The sequence below is a fragment of the Nonomuraea sp. NPDC003214 genome (assembly GCF_053590035.1).
Map to the genome: position 1 here is coordinate 600,321 of NZ_JBSFSX010000001.1, position 17,869 is coordinate 618,189.

The following is a 17,869-nucleotide window of genomic DNA, read 5'->3' on the forward strand; positions in this document are numbered from 1 at the left end:
AGCTCCACGTGAGCCGAACCATGCGGGCCGCCCGGGTGCACGCCTACGGCGGCCCGGACGTCATCCGCTACGACGAGCTCCCCGTGCCGTCGCCCGGCCCGGGCGAGGTGCTCGTGCGGCAGGTCGCGACCTCGTTCAACCCGTCGGACGCGGGCCTGCGGTCCGGGTACCTGCACGAGGCGCTGGGCATCACGCTGCCGCACACGCTGGGCTGGGACGTGGCGGGCACCGTGGCCGCGCTCGGCCCCGGCGTCACCGCCCTGGAGGTGGGTGACCCGGTCATCGGGCTGGTCGCGGGGGCCGCCGCCGAGTACGTGGTCGCCCCCGCGGACCTGCTGGCCCCGGCGCCGCGCTCGATCCCGCTCGCGCACGCGGCGGCGATCCCGGTGGCCGGGCTGACGGCGTGGCAGGCGATCCACGAGCAGGCGGGCATCGGACAGGCGGGAGCCGGGCAGGCGGGAAGCGGCGCCCGCGTGCTGGTCAACGGCGCGGGCGGCGGGGTCGGCCTGTTCGCCGTCCAGCTCGCCAAGCTCGCGGGCGCGACCGTGATCGCCACCGCGAGCCCGCGCAGCGCCGAGGCCGTTCGCCGGCTGGGCGCCGACGAGGTGGTCGACTACACCACCACGCCGCTGCCCGGCGGCATGGACGTGGTGCTCAACCTGGCCGCCGTGCCGCCGGAGCAGGCCGCGGCGCTGGCGCCGCTGGGCCGGACCGTCATCACGATCGCCACCCCGGTCGACGCGCCGAACGCGCGCCACTTCATCGGCCGCGCCGACGCCGGTCAGCTCACCGAGCTCGCCGGCCTGATCGACAAGGGCGAGCTCGTCGTCGAGATCGCCGAGACCCATCCCCTGACCGGCCTGACCGAGCTGCACCGCAGGGCCGAGGCCGGTCGCACCCGTGGCAAGATCCTCATCACCCTGGAGAACTCATGATCGACATCGGCATCGTGATCGGCAGCACCCGTCCCGGACGCAACGGCGAGAACGTCGCCCGCTGGGTGCACGACCTGGCCGCCAAGCGTGACGACGCCCGGTTCGAGCTCGTCGACCTGCACGAGCACGCGCTGCCGCACCTGGACGAGCCGCAGCCCGCAGCGGCGGGCAGCTACGAGAACCCGCACACGCTGGCGTGGTCGGAGCGGATCGCCCGCTTCGACGGCTTCGTCTTCGTGACGCCTGAATACAACCGCTCGACCAGCGGCGTGCTGAAGAACGCGATCGACTTCCTCTATGCCGAGTGGGCCGACAAGGCGGCGGCGTTCGTCAGCTACGGCGTCGACGGGGGCGTGCGGGCGGCCGAGCACCTGCGGCAGGTGCTCGGCCAGCTCCAGGTCGCCACCGTCCAGGCCCAGGTGACGCTCTCGCTGTTCGCCGACTTCGAGAACCTCTCCGAGTTCAGGCCCGCGGCCCACCAGGAGGAGCGCGTCACCGTCATGCTGGACCAGCTCGTCTCCTGGAGCCGGGCGCTGCGCCCGCTCAGGGCGTGAAGTAGCGCAGCACCTCCGGGTTGGCCATCGCGTCCGGGTTGGCGGCCTCCTCGACCGGGGTGCCGAGCAGGATCTTGCGCACCGGGACCTCCAGCTTCTTGCCCGACAGGGTGCGGGGGATGCCGGGCACCGCGTGGATCTCGTCGGGCACGTGCCGGGGCGACAGCTCGCGGCGCAGCGTCGTGCGCAGCTCCTGCTCGAAGTCGGGGGTCAGCTCGGCGCCCTCGGCGAGGGTCACGTACAGGAGCAGCCGGCCCTCGCGGCCGAGCTGGCCGGTGTCGATGACGAGGCTGTCGACGATCCGGTCGAAGCGCTCGACGACCCGGTAGAACTCGCTGGTGCCCATCCGGACGCCGCCCCGGTTGAGGGTGGAGTCGGAGCGGCCGTAGATGACGCAGCTCCCGTCACGCTCCAGCTTGATCCAGTCGCCGTGGCGCCACACGCCGGGGTAGACGTCGAAGTAGCTGTCGCGGTAGCGCTCGCCGGTCGGGTCGTTCCAGAACATCACCGGCATCGACGGCATCGGCGCGGTCAGCACCAGCTCCCCGACCTCGCCGAAGACCGGCTTGCCCGAGGGGTCGAAGGACTCGACCCGGGCGCCCAGCGACCGGCACGGGATGACGCCCGCCCGGATCGGGTGCAGCACGGTCGCGCCGACGAACCCGGTGCACACGTCGGTGCCGCCGGAGAACGACCCGAGCGGCACCCCGGGCAGCTTCTCCGCCACCCAGGCGAACCCTTCGGGCGGCAGCGGCGACCCGGTCGAGCCGATGCCACGCAGCCGCTCCAGCCCTTCGGGCGTCAGGCCCGCCTTCAGCGAGGCCATGATGTACGGCGCGCCCACGCCGAAGTAGGTCACCCCTTCGGTGGCGGCGATGCGCCACAGCGCGGCGGGCGAGGGATGCGTGGCCGCGCCGTCGTAGAGCACCGGCGTGGCCCCGACCAGCAGGGCGCCGATGAGGTAGTTCCACATCATCCAGCCCGTGGTGGTGTACCAGAAGAACACGTCGCCCTCCCCCAGGTCCTGGTGGAAGGTGAGCGACTTCAGGTGCTCCAGCACCACGCCGCCGTGCCCGTGCACGATCGGCTTGGGCAGCCCGGTGGTGCCGCTGGAGTAGAGGATCCACAGCGGGTGGCCGAACGGCACGCGCTCGAACTCCAGCGGCGCGCTCTGCGCGCGCAGCCCCTCCCAGCCGATCACCTCGCCGCGCGGCAGCTCCTCGTCGTGGCCGGGCGCGGGCTCGGCCTGCTGCGGCGCGCGCCCCTCGTCCACGGCGGCCAGGTACGGGATCCACACGGTGGCGCGCAGGCCGGGCAGCGCGGCGGCGATCTCGTTGACGGCGGCCGAGCGGTCGTAGGTCTTGCCGTTGTAGTGGTAGCCGTCGACCGCGATGAGCACCTTGGGCTCGATCTGCTTGAACCGGTCGACCACGCTGGGCACGCCGAAGTCGGGCGACCCGGCCGACCAGATCGCCCCCAGCGAGGCGGTGGCCAGGAACGCGATCAGCGCCTGCGGGATGTTCGGCAGGTAGCCGGCCACCCGGTCGCCGCGCCCGACGCCGAGCCGGACCAGCCCGGCGCGCACCCGCGCCACCTCCTCGCGCAGCTCGGCGTAGCTGATCTCCTGCCGGGCGCCGTCCTCGGAGACGAACACCACGGCCACGCCGTCGGTGCGGCGCAGCGCGTTCTCGGCGTAGTTGAGCGTGCTTCCGGTGAACCATTCGGCGCCGGGCATCGTTCCGGAGATGACGGGCCCGTCGCCACGCTCCCCGATGACCTCGAAGTAGTCCCAGATCGACGTCCAGAACTCCTCCGGCCGCTCGACCGACCAGCGCCACACGTCCTCGTAGGGCTCACCGGCGCGGCCCACCGACTCCAGATAGCGCGTCAGCCGCGCCCGCCCGGTGGTCTCGTCGGTGGGTTCCCAGAGCAGTGCACCTTCAGCAACCATGTGCCCCATCCTGTCGGCCGGTAGGCGGAAAGTCATACCCGACCTCCCACATAACTTGCTATCTCCTCAGGTGGTCCACCGCCATACGCGCGGCCGTGCCGATCACCGCGTCGGCGCGCGGCTGGTTGAGCGCGGTGGAGTAGGAGCGGGTGATCACGGCCACCGCGTAGCGCCCGCCGTCGGGGTACTCGACCACGCCCGCCTCGCCGCGCAGCGTCGGCAGCGTCCCGGTCTTGCCGCTGACCGCCACGTCGTCGTACGGGAACCCGGACGCCAGCCGGTGCGGCCACACCTGGAGGTTGAGCACGCCGCGCATCCACGCGCAGGAGCCGGGCGAGGCCGCCTCGTCCCTCCAGATCAGCCCGAACAGCCGGGTCAGCTCGCGCGCGGTGCTGCGGTTGGTGCGGGCCGGGTCGAGCACGCGCAGCCGGGCCAGGTCGTCGGGTTCGAGGTACGGCCAGCCGTGCCCGGCGTCGTCGGCCATGCTCGTGTTGATCTCCCCGGCGCTCTGCAGCACCCGGGTGCCGGTCAGGCCGAACCCGTCGAGCATGGCGTTGACCGCCTCCCTGCCGACCCGGGCGAGCAGCGCGTCGGCGGCGGTGTTGTCGCTGACGGCGATCATCAGGTAGGCCAGGTCGCGCAGCGAGATCGTGACGTCGTCGAGCATCGCGGACAGTCCGGTGGGCCCGGAGACGCGGTCGCGGCCGGTCACGGTGACGCGGCCGGCCGGGTCGAGCAGCCCCGCGTCGGCCTGCCGGCAGAACTCCACCATGAGCGGCACCTTGAAGATCGACGCGGTGGGCACCGGCTCGTCGGCCCCGTGACCGATCTCCCGGCCGGTGTCGACGTCGGTGGCCAGCAGCCAGCCGCGCACGCCCGCCGCGCGGAACACCGCCTCCAGGTCCGGACCGCTCATGCCAGCATCCCCGGCCTGCGGCTGACCCGCCGCACGGGCGTGGCGTCCTCGTCGGTCATCCCGGCGCGCTCCTTCAAGATCCGTACGGCCACGGCGGAGAAGTCGGTCACCGTCGCCGTGGCCGCCCGCCAGGCGGTGGAGACCCGGTAGGCGATGGGCGAGCCTAGCAGCGGACGCCAGGCCAGCCCCGCCACGTCCGCCTTGGGCCCGAACGCGACGGCGGCCCCGGCCATCACCAGGCCGAGCCCGGCGCCCTGGTGGACCTGCGCGGGCACGTAGCCGTGGCGGCGGCACTCGGCCAGCAGCTCGGCGTGGGCGCCGGGCTCGCCCTCCCGGGGCGGCATGAGCAGCTCGCGGCCGGCCAGGTCGGCCAGGTGCAGCTCGCCCGATCCGGCGAGCGGGTCGCCGGCGGCCAGCAGCACGCCCTGCGCCTGCACCAGCGTCTGGCCGAAGTGCAGGCCGGGGGCGGTGACCGGGTGGCGGACCACGCCCACGTCGATCACGCCTTCGGCCAGCGCGCCGACCTGGTCGGCGGTCCAGATCTCGGCGGGCGCGAGGCGTACCTCCGGGTTGCTCTCGCGGAAGCCCTCGACGAGGGCGGCCAGGACGGCGGCGGCCAGGTCGGGCGGGACGCCGACCTTGAGGACGGCGGCCTGGCCGTGGCGGACCACCTCGTGCAGCCGGTCGACGCGGGCGACGATCTCCCTGGCCTCGCCGAGCAGCAGCCGGCCCGCCTCGGTGAGCCTGACCTGCCGGGCCGAGCGGTCGAACAGCCGCACGCCGAGCTCCTCCTCCAGTCGCTTGATCCGCTGGCTGAGCGGGGGCTGGGCCATGCCGAGCCGGATCGCGGCGTTGCCGAAGTGCAGCTCCTCCGCGACCACGGTGAAGTAACGCAAGTGCCGGACCAGGTCCATGAGCAGTGACTATAGCCAAATCCATATCGATGAACCGGTCATATCAGTATTGGACAGCCAGGCCGGGGCTCTGCTGTCCTCTGACGCATGGCTTCACAAACGGGGGCAATGTACGCACATCTCCGGCCGGAGAACCCGCCCAGACGGAGGCGGCGCTGGCCCTGGGTCGCCGGGGCGCTCGTCCCGGTCGTCGCGGCGACCGGCACGTTCTGGGTCCTGCGCACGACCGGATCGCCGGAGCAGGTCGCCGACGCCTACCTGTCGGCCTGGTCCGCGGGGGACTACCGGGCCATGCGCGAGCTGGTCGCCGACCCGCCGGCCGACTTCGAGCAGCGGCACCGGCAGTTCAGCGCCGCCGTCAAGGCCGAGCGGCAGACCTTCCACCGGATCACGACCGGCGGGGTCTTCGCCGCCGACGGCGCCGACACCGGCGAGGTCAGCTTCGGCGCCACCTTCAGCGGCGCCGTCGACTGGAAGTACTTCGGCGACCTGAAGTTCGTCGAGCGCGACCGCACCTGGAAGATCGACTGGACCCCGGCCACCCTGCACCCCTCGCTGACCCGCGACCGCGCGGTGCGGCTGGTCACCGAGCGGGTCAAGGGCCTGGAGGTGCAGGCCGCCGACGGCACCCGCATCGACACCCCGGACGCGCCGGGCTCGGTGCAGCAACTCGTCGCGGGCCTGGCGCAGACCTACCCCGACTGGTTCGCCGAGCGCGACAGCGACCGGATCGAGCTGGTCGAGAACGGCGAGGTCGTCAAGAACCTGCTCGACCCGCCCACGTGGAAGCCGATCAGGACCACCCTCGACCTGAAGGTGCACCGGGCCGGCGCCGACGCCCTGGAAGGCGTGGACAAGCCCGCCTCGCTGGTGGCCGTGCGCGCCTCGACCGGCGAGATCCTGGCCGCGGTCAACAAGCCGGGCGGGTTCAACCGGGCGCTGCTCGGCAAGTACCCGCCGGGCTCGACGTTCAAGGTCGTCACCGCCTCCGCGCTGGTCGCCGACGGGGTCCGGCCGGGCGAGCGGGTGAGCTGCCCGGCCGAGCAGAACATCGGCGGCTTCCCCTTCCACAACGCCGGCTTCAAGGACTACGGCACGCTCGCCTTCCGCGACGCCTTCGCGCACTCGTGCAACACCACGTTCGGCGCGATGGTCGTCGGCGACCTGGGCGCCGAACGGCTCGCCGAGGTCGCCGCCAGCTTCGGCTTCGGCGCCCCCATCAAGCCGGGCGTCCCGGCGGTCAAGGCCGACTTCCCCACCCCCAAGGACGCCACCGACCTGGCCTCCGCCTCCATCGGGCAGGGCCGGGTGCTGGCCAGCCCGCTCAACATGGCCTCGGTCGCCGCCGCCGTCGCCGACGGCGCCTGGCGCCCGCCTCGGCTGGTCGGCGCCGACATCGCGCCCGGCGACCTGCGGCCCCGCAAGCTCGACGCCGACGTGGTGAGCGCGCTGCGCACGCTCATGCCCGCCGTCGTCACCGAGGGCACCGCCCACGCCGTGCGCTTCCCCGGCGGGACCGCCGGCAAGACCGGCACCGCCGAGTACGGGTCGGGCAAGGAGCCGCCCGCGCACTCGTGGTTCATCGGCTACAAGGACGACCTGGCCTTCGCCGTCATCGTGGAGGGCGGCGGCGCCGGCTCGGCGGTGGCGGCCCCTGTCGCGGCCCGCTTCCTCGCCGAGCTGGGCTGATCAGCCCGCCTTGCGGTCGAGCGGGGTGGTGAGCGCCGCCACGGCGGCCACCACCTCGGCGGCGTCGGACAGGTCTGGCAGCACCACGTCGGCCCCGGCCTCGCGCAGCTCGGCGGCCGTCGACCGGCCCGACGCCACCGCGATCATCGCGGCCCCGCCGATCCTGGCCGCCTGCACGTCCCGGGCCGAGTCGCCGATCAGCACCGTGTTGGCCGGCGTGAACGGGACGCCGAGCCGCTGCTTGGCCCGGCCTTGCGCGACCTGCAGCAGGGACGCCTTGGGGTAGACCTCCTCGCCGTAGCCGCCGAGCTCGAAGTCCACGTAGCGGTCCAGGCCGAACGCCTGGAGCTTGAGCACCGCGTTGCTCTTGATCGTGCCGGTGAGCACGGTCTGGATCACCCCGTCGAGCCGGGCCACGGACCTGAGCGCGTCCTTGGCCCCGGGCATCACCTTGCCCTCCTTGGGCAGCCGCTTGCGCCGGTCGGCGAAGGCCGAGGCCAGCGCGGCCAGGAAGCGCGGCAGGTGGTCGTCCTCGGCCTCGACGCCGTTGACCGCGAGCGTCTCGAAGACGATCTCGGAGTCGGGCCGGCCCATCGGCGGCACCAGCTTGACCAGCGGACGCCCGGTGACCGCGCGGAACGCCTCGGCGTAGGCGTCGCGCGTCACGATCGCGACGTCGACCAGGGTCAGGTCGACGTTCCAGAGAACTAGGCGGTTGATGGCGGCCTCCTGACTGCGAACCGCCCCCAGAGTAGGGCCACCGCCCCCTCGGGCGGCGGGTGACCGGTCGAATCAGGCATGATCCATGGCTTCGGCGAGCGTGTCGACGACCGGGAACCCGGTCGACTCCAGCTCGGCCCTGGTGGACATGCCGCCGGTGTAGAGCACCGCGCGGGCGCCCACGTGGCGGGCGGCCACGCCGTCGTCGACGCTGTCGCCGATCACCAGCACCTCGCGCGGGTCGACCCCGGCCGACCGGATGTGGGCGGCCATGTGCGCCGCCTTCTCCCCTCCGGTCACCCCGATCAGGCCGTCGATGCGGGTGAAGTGGCGGCTGATGCCGAACGAGTCGACCTTCGGCACCAGGTGGTCGTGCGGGGCCATCGAGCACAGCGACTGCGTGCCCGTCCAGCCGCTCAGCGCCAGCTCCGCGCCCTCGGCCAGCCCGCACTCCGCGGCCAGCCGGAAGTAGTGGTCGTGGAAGCCGACGTCGAGCCGCTCCCACTCGCCCTCCGACAGCGGGCGGCCGAGCATCCGCTCGTAGGCCACCCAGATGGGCCGGGTGTAGACGGCGCGGAACCCGTCGGCCGTCAGCGGGGGAAGCTCGTACGGCCGGAAGAGCTCGTTGGTCGCGCCGACGACGGCGTCGATGTCGTGGAAGAGCGTGCCGTTCCAGTCCCAGACAATGTGCTTGGTCATCATGTCCAGCTTATCCGGCCAGCAGGTCCGGGATCTCCTGCGTGGCGTACCACATGAGCTCGTGCGCCTCCGCGCCGTCGACCGTGAAACGGGCGTCGTCGTCGCCCTTGTCGGCCGCCGGCAGCGCGGCGATCGCCGCCTCGATGTCGGGCACCGCGTACAGGTCGTCGATGTGCACGGCGGCCACCTTGGCCAGCGGGATCGGCTCGGTCAGCCGGACCCGGGCCTTCTCCTGGAGGTCGGCGCCGTTGTGCGGCACGGGCCCGTCGACCTCGGCCGCGACGACCACCCGCCGCGCCGGGACGGCCACGCCGTCGGCGTGGTCGGCGGCCAGCATGCGCAGCGAGGCGCGGGCCGCCTCGGTGAGCGCCACGTACTCGAGCTCCTCGGTGTCGCCCGAGGCGTACCACTCGGTCAGCGCGGGGGTCACCGCGTAGCCGGTCAGCGGGGCCGGGGCCAGCTCCCCGGCCTCGGCGGCCCTGGCCAGCGCGGGCAGGGTGCACGGCAGGTAGACGCGCATCACGAACCTTTCACAGCGTGCGAGGGTCCCATCATGCCCGCCGCAGAGGCAGCCGGAGGAGGGACTCGAGTTCCCGGATGGTCGTGTCCGCGTCGCGGTGGTGGATTCCGGTGATCCCCAGGGTACGCGCCGCCGCGATGTTGGCCTCGATGTCGTCGATGAACACGCACGACTCCCCCGGCAGGCCGATCGCGCCGAGCGCGTGCTCGAAGATGCGCGGCTCGGGCTTGCGCATGCCGACCTCGCCGGAGATCACGATCGCGTCGAACACCTCGTCCCAGCCGTCGCGCGGGTAGGTGTTGGACCACGAGTTGGACAGCAGGCAGGTCTTCAGCCCGGCCTTCCTGACCTCGGCCAGCATGTCGTACATGGCCTCGACGCGTTCGAAGCCCGCGAACATGCGCTCCAGCAGGCCCTCGGCCTCCGGCGGCGCGCCGTCGAGGGTCAGCAGCCGGGCCGCCAGGTCGCGCTCGAACGCCGATCCGTCGAGCTCGCCGCGCTCCAGGGCGTGGATGACGTTCTCCTCCTGGCCGTCGTAGGCGGCCTCGACGAGCTCGCGCATGACCTGACGGTAGTGGTCGCCGTCGATGCGGTCGGCCTCGATCCACCTGGCGATGGAGTCGGTCAGGCTGGTCGTGAGCACCCCGCCCCAGTCGATCAGCACACCTGCGACCACATTCGCCTCCTCGTGGCAGTCCGGCACTCCAGCGTAGAGCCTCGCACAGGGCGTTTCGCCGGTTATAAACCCCCTGTTAGGGATCACCAAATCACCTGTTTATCGTGAGATTCCTGTCCGATCCCTGAAGGGACCGCCGTTGCGAACGACGATCCTGATCACCTCCCCCGACCGGTTCAGAGCTCCCGGACCCGAGCTCTTCGACCTCCCGCCGATCTTCGCCGGCGGACCGGCCTGGCTCACCAAACCCGTCCTGGTCGCCCTGCTCTGCTCGGTCCTCGTCATCGCCCTGTCATGGGCCGCCTTCGCCCGGCCCAAACTCGTGCCACGCGGCTGGCAGAGCTACGGCGAGTACGTCTACGAGTTCGTCCGCGACCAGGTGGCCCGGCCCAACCTGGGCAAGGACGCCGACCGGTGGATGGGCTTCCTGCTCAGCCTGTTCCTGACCGTGATGGCCTGGAACCTCATGGGCGTCATCCCGTTCGTCCAGTTCCCCGTCGCCGCGCACATCGCGTTCCCGGCGACGCTGGCGCTGCTCGTGTACGGCATCAAGATCTACCTCGGCGTCCGGCACCACGGCCTGATCGGCTACCTCAAGGGCATCGTGATCCTGCCGGGGCTGCCCGGCTGGGCCTATCCGCTGTACGCGCCGCTCATCCTCGCCGAGGTGTTCTTCCTGTCACTGTTCACGCACCTCATCCGGCTGTTCGCGAACATGTTCGCCGGCCACATCCTGCTGGCGTTCTTCAGCGCCGTGGGCTTCTGGTTCCTGTTCGAGAGGCTCACGCCGCTCGGCGCCGGGATCGGCGTGGTCGGCGTGCTCATGACGATCCTGCTGACCGCGTTCGAGATGTTCATCCAGTTCCTGCAGGCCTACCTGTTCGCCATGCTCGCCGCCATGTACGTGGCGAGCGGCCTGCACGGCGAGCACTAACGGATGACGCGGGCGGCCAGCTTGCGGTGCTCCGGCGAACGCAGCACCTGGGCCGCCCGCTTCGCCGACGCCACCGGCGCCTCCTGGAGCAGGCCGCGGGCCTGCTTGAGCTTGAGCAGCCGGGTGACCGACTGGTCGAGCCGCTGCTGCGAGATCCGCCCGTCCTTGACCGCCGCCAGCACGGCGCCGTAGGCCTTCGGCAGGTCGTACGGCATCAGCAGCAGGTCGGCGCCGGCCAGGACGGCGCGGACCGCCACCTCCCCGTCGCCGTACTTCTTGCGCACGCCCTCCATGTTGAGCGCGTCGGTGGAGATGACGCCCTTGAAGCCGAGCTCCTTCCTGAGCAGCCCGGTCAGGATCGGCTTGGACAGCGTCGCCGGGTCGCCCGACGGGTCGAGCTTGGGGAAGACGATGTGCGCGCTCATCACCGCGTCGACCCCGGCCGCGATGGCCGCCCGGAACGGCGGCGCGTCCAGGCGCTCCCACTGCGCGCGGGTGTGCTTGATCACCGGCAGGCCGGTGTGGCTGTCGATCCGGGTGTCGCCGTGGCCAGGGAAGTGCTTGGCGGTGGAGGCCACCTTCGCGTCGCCGAACCCTTTGACGGCGGCGCCGACCATCTTGGCCACCTTCGCCGGGTCGTCGCCGAAGGCGCGCGGGCCGATGACCGGGTTCTTCGGGTCGATGTTGACGTCGGCGACGGGCGCGAAGTCGAGGTTGACGCCGAGGGCGCGCAGCTCCTCGCCGGTGGCCCTGGCCACGGCCCGCGACAGGCTGGTGTCGCCGGTCGCGCCGATCTGCGAGGCCCCGGGGAAGCGCGTCATCAGCGCCGACATCCGCGACACCAGGCCGTTCTCCTGGTCGGTGCCGACGAGCAGCGGCAGCCCGGACGCGCGCTGCATGCCGTTGGTCAGCTCGACGACCTGGGCCGTGCTCCTGACGTTGGCGGGGAACAGGATGACGCCGCCGAGATGGTATTTGCGGATCACCTTGGCGGGCGTCTGGGCGCCGTAGCGGGCCTGGTTCTCGCCGGAGACGGTGTCGGCGGCGGTGCCGTACAGGACGGGCATGAAGAGCTGGCCGACCTTCTGCTCGGTGCTCAGGCCCGCCAGGACCCGCTTGACCGGGTCCTGGGCGGACGGCGGCGCGGAGGTGGCGGGCTCGCCGCCGGTCGCGGGCGGCTTGGCGGACTCCTGGGCGGGCTGCTGGGCCGGCGACGCCGCGGTCGCCGCCCCGCCGCCGCCGCTGCACGCCGCCAGGGCGATCGTCAGGACGCTTGCCGCACCGATCCGTCGAACCATGAACACCACCGTATCCACGCGGCGACGTGCCCGTGCCGGACGACGGCCAAAAGTTGCTACAGCCCCAGCGCCTCCAGCTCCGTCAGGTGGGCGCGGGCCGCCGCTCGCGCCCCGGCCGCCGTCGTCGCCGCCCTGGCCGACTCCGCCGCCGCACGGCACTGCTCCAGCGTGTGGTACGCCAGCGCGGCCCGTACGGCGGGCAGCGCGGCGGGCCCCATCGACAGGGACGCCGCGCCGAGCCCCGCCAGCACGCAGGCCAGCCCCGGGTCGGCCGCCGCCTCGCCGCACACGCCGCCCGGCTTGCCCGCCTGCGCCGCGGCGGCCAGGATGCCGGCGAGCAGGTCGAGCAGCGCCGGCTGCCACGGGTCGTGCAGCTCGCTCAGCGCGCCGAGCTCGCGGTCGGCGGCGAAGGCGTACTGGGCCAGGTCGTTGGTCCCGGCCGAGACGAAGTCCACCTCGGCCACCAGGTCGCGGGCGCGCAGCGCCGCCGCCGGGACCTCGATCATGACGCCCGCCTCCGGCAGGTCGGCGGCCCGGCACGCGGCGGCGAACCACCGGGCCTCCTCGGCCGTCGTCACCATCGGCGCCATCACCCGCAGCCGCCCACCGCTTCCCGCGCCCGCCGTGGCCAGCGCGTCGAGCTGCGTCTCCAGCACCTCCGGGTGGGCCCGCAGCAGGCGCAGCCCGCGCTCGCCCAGCGCCGGGTTCGGCTCGGCCGAGCCGGGCGGCAGGAACGCCAGCGGCTTGTCGGCGCCCGCGTCGAGCGTCCGCACGATCACCGGCCCGCCGGGGAACGCCTCCAGCGCCGCCCGGTAGGCGCGCTCCTGCTCCTCGGCGCCCGGGGGCTCGGCGCGGCCCAGGAAGAGGAACTCGGTGCGGTAGAGGCCGACGCCCTCGGCGCCGCAGGAGCGCGCCGCTTCGAGGTCGGCCGGACCGCCGACGTTCGCCAGGAGCGGCACCGGGTGGCCGTCCTTCGTCCGCCCGGGGCCGGTGACCCGGTCGATGGCGGCCTGCCTGGCGGTGTCGACGCTCTCCGCCCTGGCCACGTCGGACTCCGTCGGCCGCGCCCGTACCTCTCCTGAGGTGCCGTCGACCAGCACCTCGACGCCGGGACGCAGGGTCGTCGCGCCCGCGCAGGCCACGACGGCGGGCACGCCCAGCGCCCTGGCCATGATCGCGGTGTGGCTGGTCGGCCCGCCCTCCTCGGTGACGAACGCGGCCACCGCGTGGCCGGACAGCAGCGCGGTGTCGGCGGGCGCCAGATCATGCGCGACCAGCACGTACGGCGTGTCGCCCGGCGGCGGCAGGCCGGGCAGCTCCTGGCCGGTGAGCTGGGCGATCACCCGGTCCCTGAGGTCGTCGAGGTCGGCCGCCCGCTCACCCAGGTAGCCGCCGACCCCCTCCAGCACGTCCCGATATTTGGTGAAAGCCTCGTGCACGGCCCTGGGGGCGGCCGTACCCCGGTCGATCAGCGACCTGATCTTCACGACCAGCCCGGGGTCCTCCGCCATCAGGGCCTGTGCCTTGAGGATCTCGCGGGCCTCGCCGCCCGCCCGGTCACCGCGCGCCTCAAGCTCGCCCGCGACCTGCGCGAGCGCCATGACCGCGCGCTCCTTCTCCTGATCCGCGTCTCCCGCGTGTGTGGCGCCCTCGGGGGGTTCGGGCACACGGGCGGTCAGGAGGTACGCGGGGCCGTGCCCGATGCCCGGGCTGACCCCCACCCCCCGCAGGTTCACGGCGTGGAGGCGATGCTGGCGAGCTGGTCGAGAACCTCCTCGGCACCCTCGCCCTCGGCCGTGATCACGATGGTCTCCCCCTGCCGGACGTCCAGCGCCATGATCTGCAGGATGCTCTTGCCGTTGACCGGCTCGCCGCCCGTGACCTTGGCGACGCGGATGTCCATCGGGGCTTTCATCGCCGTCTGCACGAACGTGGCCGCGGGCCGGGCATGCAGCCCCACCTCCGCCGCCACGGTCGCCTTGCGCTCGCCCATGAACCCTTCCTTCCCTCTTGCTACGTCCATCGAAAAAGCTCGTCGCCCGCGTGCACGGCGCCCCGTGCCACGTCCGTCACCGCTCCGGCGACCGCGTCGAGAGCCACCACCGGGCAGACGGGCGAACGCCCGCCCGCCTCGACGGCGGCCGGATCCCAGGACACCACGGGCTGCCCGGCGCTCACCCTGTCGCCTTCGGCGGCCAGCAACTGGAATCCCTTTCCCTTGAGCTGCACCGTGTCGATGCCCAGATGCACCAGCACGCCTTTGCCGTCATCTCCTACGATGACGTACGCATGCGGGTGCAGTTTCATGATTTTCCCAGCTATGGGGGCAACAGCCTTCCCCGGGCCCCGCAACGGGTCGATCGCCGTTCCCGGCCCCACCATGCCTGCCGAGAAGACGGGGTCCGGCACCGCCGCCAGTCCCACAGCCGCCCCCTCGACCGGGGCGAGAACAGTCGTCATGGTCTCGCCCTCTTAGCCGATGATGTCCTCGATGTCGCTGGCGATGGTGTCGGCCTCCGGCCCTACGACGACCTGCACCACGTTGCCGGCGGCCATGACACCGTGGACGCCGGCCGCCCTGAGCGCGGCCTGGTCCACCTTCGTGGCGTCGGCGACCTCCGTGCGCAGCCGGGTGATGCAGGGCTCGATCTCGATGATGTTGTCGGCACCGCCTAGACCGGCGATGATCGCGTTCACGTCCGCCGCCATCCGGCCCTCCTCGTCATGACTCTGCGACCAGGCTAAACGACGCTGCGTGATCAGTCCGTCTGGGTCACCTTGTTGAGCCCGCGCGGCGCGTCGGGGTCGATGCCCAGCCGCCTGGCCAGCGCCTCGGTCAGCAGCTGCCCGGGAACGATGAGACCCATCGGCGCCAGCCACTCCGGCAGGTCGGGGCCGTTCAGCGCGGCCGTGCCCGCCCGCGCCAGGCCCTCGCCGCCGCCGATCGTGAACGCCGCCGCGCCCGCCGCCACGACGCGCTCGGCCAGCGCCACCGTGCCCTGCAGCGTCGGGCTGTTCTCCGCCGCCACCAGCAGCGCCGGGGTGTCGGCGTCGACCACCGCGATCGGCCCGTGCAGCAGGTCGGCGTACGACAGGCCCATCGCGTGCAGGTAGCAGGCCTCCTTGAGCTTGAGCGCGGTCTCCAGCGCCGTCGAGAACGCCATGCCGCGCCCCGACACCACCACGCCGGGCTTGTCCGCCAGCCCCTCCACGACCGCGTCCAGGTCGCCCGGCTCGGAGATCAGCTTCTCCACCGCCTCCGGCACCCGCCGCAGTTCGTCGGCGTCCACCTCGGCGCCCAGGCCCAGCGCCAGCACGGCCAGCGCGGCGAGCTGCGTGGTGTAGGTCTTGGTCGCCGGAACGGCCTTCTCCTCGCCCGCGAGCGTGCACAGCGCCAGGTCGGCCGCCTGCGCCAGCGGGCTGTCCTCGCCGCCGTTCGTGACCCCGACGGTACGGGCGCCGCAGTCCTTCGCCCAGGCCAGCGTCTCGACGATCTCCTCGGTGCGCCCCGACTGGGAGATGGCGACGGCCAGCACGCCGTCGAGGTCGAGCTTGCGCTTGTACGTCGTCGCGATCGACGGCGCCGCGAGCGCGGACAGCCTGCCGGCGTGCGACTCGACCAGGTAGCGGCCGTAGACGGCGGCGTTGTCGGAGGTGCCACGCGCGATGAACAGCAGCTGGCGGGTCTGCTCGCCCAGCGCCTTCACCTCGCCGACCCTGGGGAGCAGGGAGTCGAGCGTGGCCCGCAGCGCCTCGGGCTGCTCGGCGATCTCGCTGCGCATCTTGGTGGTCATCTCGTGTTCATCCCTCAACTGTTACCGTTCGGACTTGACCCTGTTTTGCGTCATGTGGTGGTCTAGTCCGGACTAGACCAGTACGAACCATAGCCCATGACCCAGGTCAGATCGAGGGGAGGATCCGTGGCACACATCGATCCGGACAGCCCGGTGCCCAAGTACTTCCAGCTGCGCGAGATCCTGCTCGACCTCATCGACAGCGACGAGCTCAGCATCGGCGCCGCGATCCCGTCCGAGCGCGAGCTCTGCCAGCGGTTCGGCCTGTCCCGCATGACCGTGCGGCAGGCCGTCGACCATCTCGTGTCCGAAGGGCGCCTGCACCGGGTGCCGGGCAAGGGCACGTTCGTCGCCCGGCCCAAGATCGAGCTGGCGCTCCAGCTCACCTCCTTCACCGAGGACATGCGCGCCCGCGGCATGGTGCCCGGCTCGCGCGACCTCGACCGGCGCGTCGTGCGCGCCAGCGCCCACCTGGCCAAGGAGCTCGGCATCCAGCCGGGCGAGGAGGTCCACTTCATCGAACGGCTGCGCACCGCCGACGGCGAGCCGCTGTCCATCGAACGGGCGCACATCCCGGTCAAGCTCGCCCCCGACCTCGCCGAGCACGACCTGTCCGGCCGCTCGCTCTACGAGCTGCTGGAGAGCCGCTACGGCCTCGTCATGGACGCCGGCGAGCTCACCATCGACGGCGGCATCGCCGACCCGAGCGACGCCGACCTGCTCAAGCTGGCCCGCGGCGGCGCCGTCCTGCTGCTGCAACGGCGCTCGTTCTCCGGCGGCGTCTGCGCCGAGCTCGGCGTCTCCACCTACCGCGCCGACCGCTACCAGCTCCGCACCATTCTGGAAATGCCCGCAAGACGGGGTTGAGGGCCCGACCCGGAGGGACGCCCGGTGAACGAGACCACCGCCGCCCGGCCTTCGCCGTTAGCACGCGTGATGAACGTGCTCCAGCGGATGGGCCGTTCGCTCATGCTGCCCATCGCCGCCCTCCCCGTGGCCGCGCTGATGGTCCGCTTCGGCCAGTCCGACATGCTGGGCTCCAACGGCGCCGAACCCGGCGGCCTGGCCGACGTCGCCGGGCTCGCCTGGATGAACGACGTCGCCCTCGTCATGGAGGCCGCCGGCGACGCCCTGCTGGAGAACCTGCCGATGCTCTTCGCCGTCGGCGTGGCCATCGGCTTCGCCCGCAAGGCCGACGGCACCACTGGCCTGGCCGCCGTCGTCGGCTACCTGGTCTTCGACCGGGTCACCAAGGTGATGTTCGCCGGCTCCGGCATCCGCGACACCGTGATCATCCGGGAGGCCCAGGACCAGGGCGTCGCCGAGGTCATCAACTTCGGCCTGCAGAACCCCACCAAGGTGCTCGGCGGCATCCTCATGGGCCTGGTCACCGCCCTGCTGTGGCAGCGCTTCCACCGGATCAAGCTGCCCTCCTGGCTCGCCTTCTTCGGCGGGCGGCGCTTCGTCCCCATCATCACCACGCTGGCCGCGCTGGTGCTCGGCGTGGTCATCGGCTGGGTGTGGCCCATACTCGGCGAGTGGATCGGCCACGCCGGCGAGGCGCTCACCACGCTCGGGCCGCTCGGCACCGGCATCTACGGGCTGATCAACCGGCTGCTCATCCCGCTCGGGCTGCACCACTTCGCCAACTCCATCGTCTGGCACGTGGTGCCCCAGTGCGACGTCGGCGGGCGCGCCCTCGGCGGCGACTGGAACTGCTACTTCGCCGGCGACCCCACCGCCGGGGAGTTCATGGCCGGGTTCTTCCCCGTCATGATGTTCGCGCTGCCCGCCGCCGCGCTCGCCATGTGGCGGGCCGCTCCGGCGCACCGGCGCACGGCCGTGGGCGGCATCATGCTGACCGCCGCCCTCGCCTCGTTCGTCACCGGCATCACCGAGCCCATCGAGTTCGCGTTCATCTTCGTCGCCCCCGTGCTGCTCGTCGTGCACGCCGTGCTCACCGGCCTCGCCATGGCCCTCACCACGCTCATCGGCGGGCAGCTCGGCTTCGGCTTCTCCGCGGGGCTGCTCGACATGCTGCTCAACGCCAGCAAGTCCAACACCCAGAACGTGCCCGGCATCCTCCTGCTCGGCGTCGTCTACGGCGTCGTCTACTACGTCGTGTTCAGCTTCCTCATCCGCAAACTCGACATCATGACCCCCGGCCGCGAGCCGGAACCCGACGTCGACTCCGGCGAGCCCCGCGCCCCCTAGCGGCGATCTCCGCGCGCCCCCTGGCTCCGTTTCCCCGCGCCCCCTGGCGCCGTTT

Annotated in this window: 19 protein-coding genes; 6 read left to right on the plus strand and 13 right to left on the minus strand. The window is 72.5% G+C overall.

The annotated features are described in order from the left end of the window. Positions 1-8: 8 nt before the first annotated feature. Both ACWDXC_RS02780 and ACWDXC_RS02785 read left to right on the plus strand, forming a co-directional pair. Positions 9-935, plus strand: a complete 927-nt coding sequence (locus ACWDXC_RS02780; protein WP_449977337.1) for an NADP-dependent oxidoreductase — start codon at positions 9-11, stop codon at positions 933-935. Beyond that, entirely contained in the window at positions 932-1,489 is a 558-nt protein-coding gene (locus ACWDXC_RS02785; RefSeq protein WP_449977340.1) for an NADPH-dependent FMN reductase, read from the plus strand. The genes ACWDXC_RS02780 and ACWDXC_RS02785 overlap by 4 nt, the downstream gene beginning before the upstream one ends. Here ACWDXC_RS02785 and ACWDXC_RS02790 read toward each other — a convergent pair. From ACWDXC_RS02790 to ACWDXC_RS02800, 3 genes are read right to left on the minus strand one after another with little or no spacing between them, the layout of a single operon-like run. Further along, the gene (locus ACWDXC_RS02790; RefSeq protein WP_449977343.1) at positions 1,479-3,440 is read right to left on the minus strand and encodes an acetoacetate--CoA ligase; all 1,962 of its coding nucleotides are present in this window, start codon (positions 3,438-3,440) and stop codon (positions 1,479-1,481) included. The genes ACWDXC_RS02785 and ACWDXC_RS02790 overlap by 11 nt on opposite strands. A gap of 58 nt (positions 3,441-3,498) precedes the next feature. Continuing rightward, entirely contained in the window at positions 3,499-4,356 is an 858-nt protein-coding gene (locus ACWDXC_RS02795) for a serine hydrolase (protein ID WP_364172989.1), read from the minus strand. Then, positions 4,353-5,270 (minus strand): LysR family transcriptional regulator, encoded by a 918-nt coding sequence (locus ACWDXC_RS02800; RefSeq protein WP_449977345.1) that lies wholly within the window; start codon positions 5,268-5,270, stop codon positions 4,353-4,355. The genes ACWDXC_RS02795 and ACWDXC_RS02800 overlap by 4 nt, the downstream gene beginning before the upstream one ends. Before the next feature lie 108 nt (positions 5,271-5,378). On the opposite strand from ACWDXC_RS02800, the gene ACWDXC_RS02805 reads away from it, so the two are divergent. Further along, positions 5,379-6,959 (plus strand): penicillin-binding transpeptidase domain-containing protein, encoded by a 1,581-nt coding sequence (locus ACWDXC_RS02805; RefSeq protein ID WP_449977347.1) that lies wholly within the window; start codon positions 5,379-5,381, stop codon positions 6,957-6,959. Here the strand turns inward: ACWDXC_RS02805 and ACWDXC_RS02810 are convergent, their stop codons facing one another. The 4 genes from ACWDXC_RS02810 to ACWDXC_RS02825 form a co-directional block, all read right to left on the minus strand. Next, on the minus strand, positions 6,960-7,679 hold the full coding sequence (locus ACWDXC_RS02810; protein ID WP_219499944.1) for an HAD family hydrolase: 720 nt from the start codon (positions 7,677-7,679) through the stop codon (positions 6,960-6,962). It abuts the gene before it with no gap. Positions 7,680-7,751: 72 nt separating this feature from the next. Next, on the minus strand, positions 7,752-8,378 hold the full coding sequence (locus tag ACWDXC_RS02815) for an HAD family hydrolase (RefSeq protein ID WP_449977349.1): 627 nt from the start codon (positions 8,376-8,378) through the stop codon (positions 7,752-7,754). 10 nt (positions 8,379-8,388) lie between these two features. Next, positions 8,389-8,898, minus strand: a complete 510-nt coding sequence (locus tag ACWDXC_RS02820; protein ID WP_219499557.1) for a DUF6912 family protein — start codon at positions 8,896-8,898, stop codon at positions 8,389-8,391. Positions 8,899-8,929: 31 nt separating this feature from the next. Then, positions 8,930-9,574, minus strand: a complete 645-nt coding sequence (locus ACWDXC_RS02825; protein WP_219499559.1) for an HAD family hydrolase — start codon at positions 9,572-9,574, stop codon at positions 8,930-8,932. 139 nt (positions 9,575-9,713) lie between these two features. Between ACWDXC_RS02825 and atpB the strand changes: the two genes are divergently transcribed. Continuing rightward, a complete protein-coding gene (gene atpB, locus ACWDXC_RS02830; RefSeq protein WP_449977352.1) occupies positions 9,714-10,508 on the plus strand; it encodes a F0F1 ATP synthase subunit A in 795 nt (264 codons plus the stop codon). Here atpB and nagZ read toward each other — a convergent pair. From nagZ to ACWDXC_RS02860, 6 genes are read right to left on the minus strand one after another with little or no spacing between them, the layout of a single operon-like run. Continuing rightward, on the minus strand, positions 10,505-11,806 hold the full coding sequence (nagZ, locus tag ACWDXC_RS02835) for a beta-N-acetylhexosaminidase (protein WP_449977354.1): 1,302 nt from the start codon (positions 11,804-11,806) through the stop codon (positions 10,505-10,507). The two genes, atpB and nagZ, sit on opposite strands and share 4 nt — an antisense overlap. A gap of 56 nt (positions 11,807-11,862) precedes the next feature. Continuing rightward, entirely contained in the window at positions 11,863-13,527 is a 1,665-nt protein-coding gene (gene ptsP / locus ACWDXC_RS02840) for a phosphoenolpyruvate--protein phosphotransferase (RefSeq protein WP_449978161.1), read from the minus strand. A gap of 11 nt (positions 13,528-13,538) precedes the next feature. Further along, complete coding sequence (locus ACWDXC_RS02845) at positions 13,539-13,799, minus strand: HPr family phosphocarrier protein (protein ID WP_219499565.1); 261 nt, start codon at positions 13,797-13,799, stop codon at positions 13,539-13,541. Between the two features lie 20 nt (positions 13,800-13,819). Continuing rightward, positions 13,820-14,266 carry a PTS sugar transporter subunit IIA gene (locus tag ACWDXC_RS02850; RefSeq protein ID WP_219499572.1) on the minus strand — a complete coding sequence of 149 codons (447 nt, stop codon included), beginning with the start codon at positions 14,264-14,266 and terminating at the stop codon, positions 13,820-13,822. Between the two features lie 12 nt (positions 14,267-14,278). Then, positions 14,279-14,515, minus strand: coding sequence for a glucose PTS transporter subunit EIIB (locus ACWDXC_RS02855; RefSeq protein ID WP_049564709.1), 237 nt, complete (start codon positions 14,513-14,515; stop codon positions 14,279-14,281). 50 nt (positions 14,516-14,565) lie between these two features. Further along, the gene (locus ACWDXC_RS02860; RefSeq protein WP_219499574.1) at positions 14,566-15,600 is read right to left on the minus strand and encodes an SIS domain-containing protein; all 1,035 of its coding nucleotides are present in this window, start codon (positions 15,598-15,600) and stop codon (positions 14,566-14,568) included. A gap of 126 nt (positions 15,601-15,726) precedes the next feature. Here ACWDXC_RS02860 and ACWDXC_RS02865 point away from each other — a divergent pair, with 126 nt between their 5' ends. Both ACWDXC_RS02865 and ACWDXC_RS02870 read left to right on the plus strand, forming a co-directional pair. After that, positions 15,727-16,467, plus strand: coding sequence for a GntR family transcriptional regulator (locus ACWDXC_RS02865; protein WP_308125580.1), 741 nt, complete (start codon positions 15,727-15,729; stop codon positions 16,465-16,467). Between the two features lie 69 nt (positions 16,468-16,536). Then, on the plus strand, positions 16,537-17,814 hold the full coding sequence (locus ACWDXC_RS02870) for a PTS transporter subunit EIIC (RefSeq protein WP_449977357.1): 1,278 nt from the start codon (positions 16,537-16,539) through the stop codon (positions 17,812-17,814). The last annotated feature ends 55 nt before the right edge of the window (positions 17,815-17,869 follow it).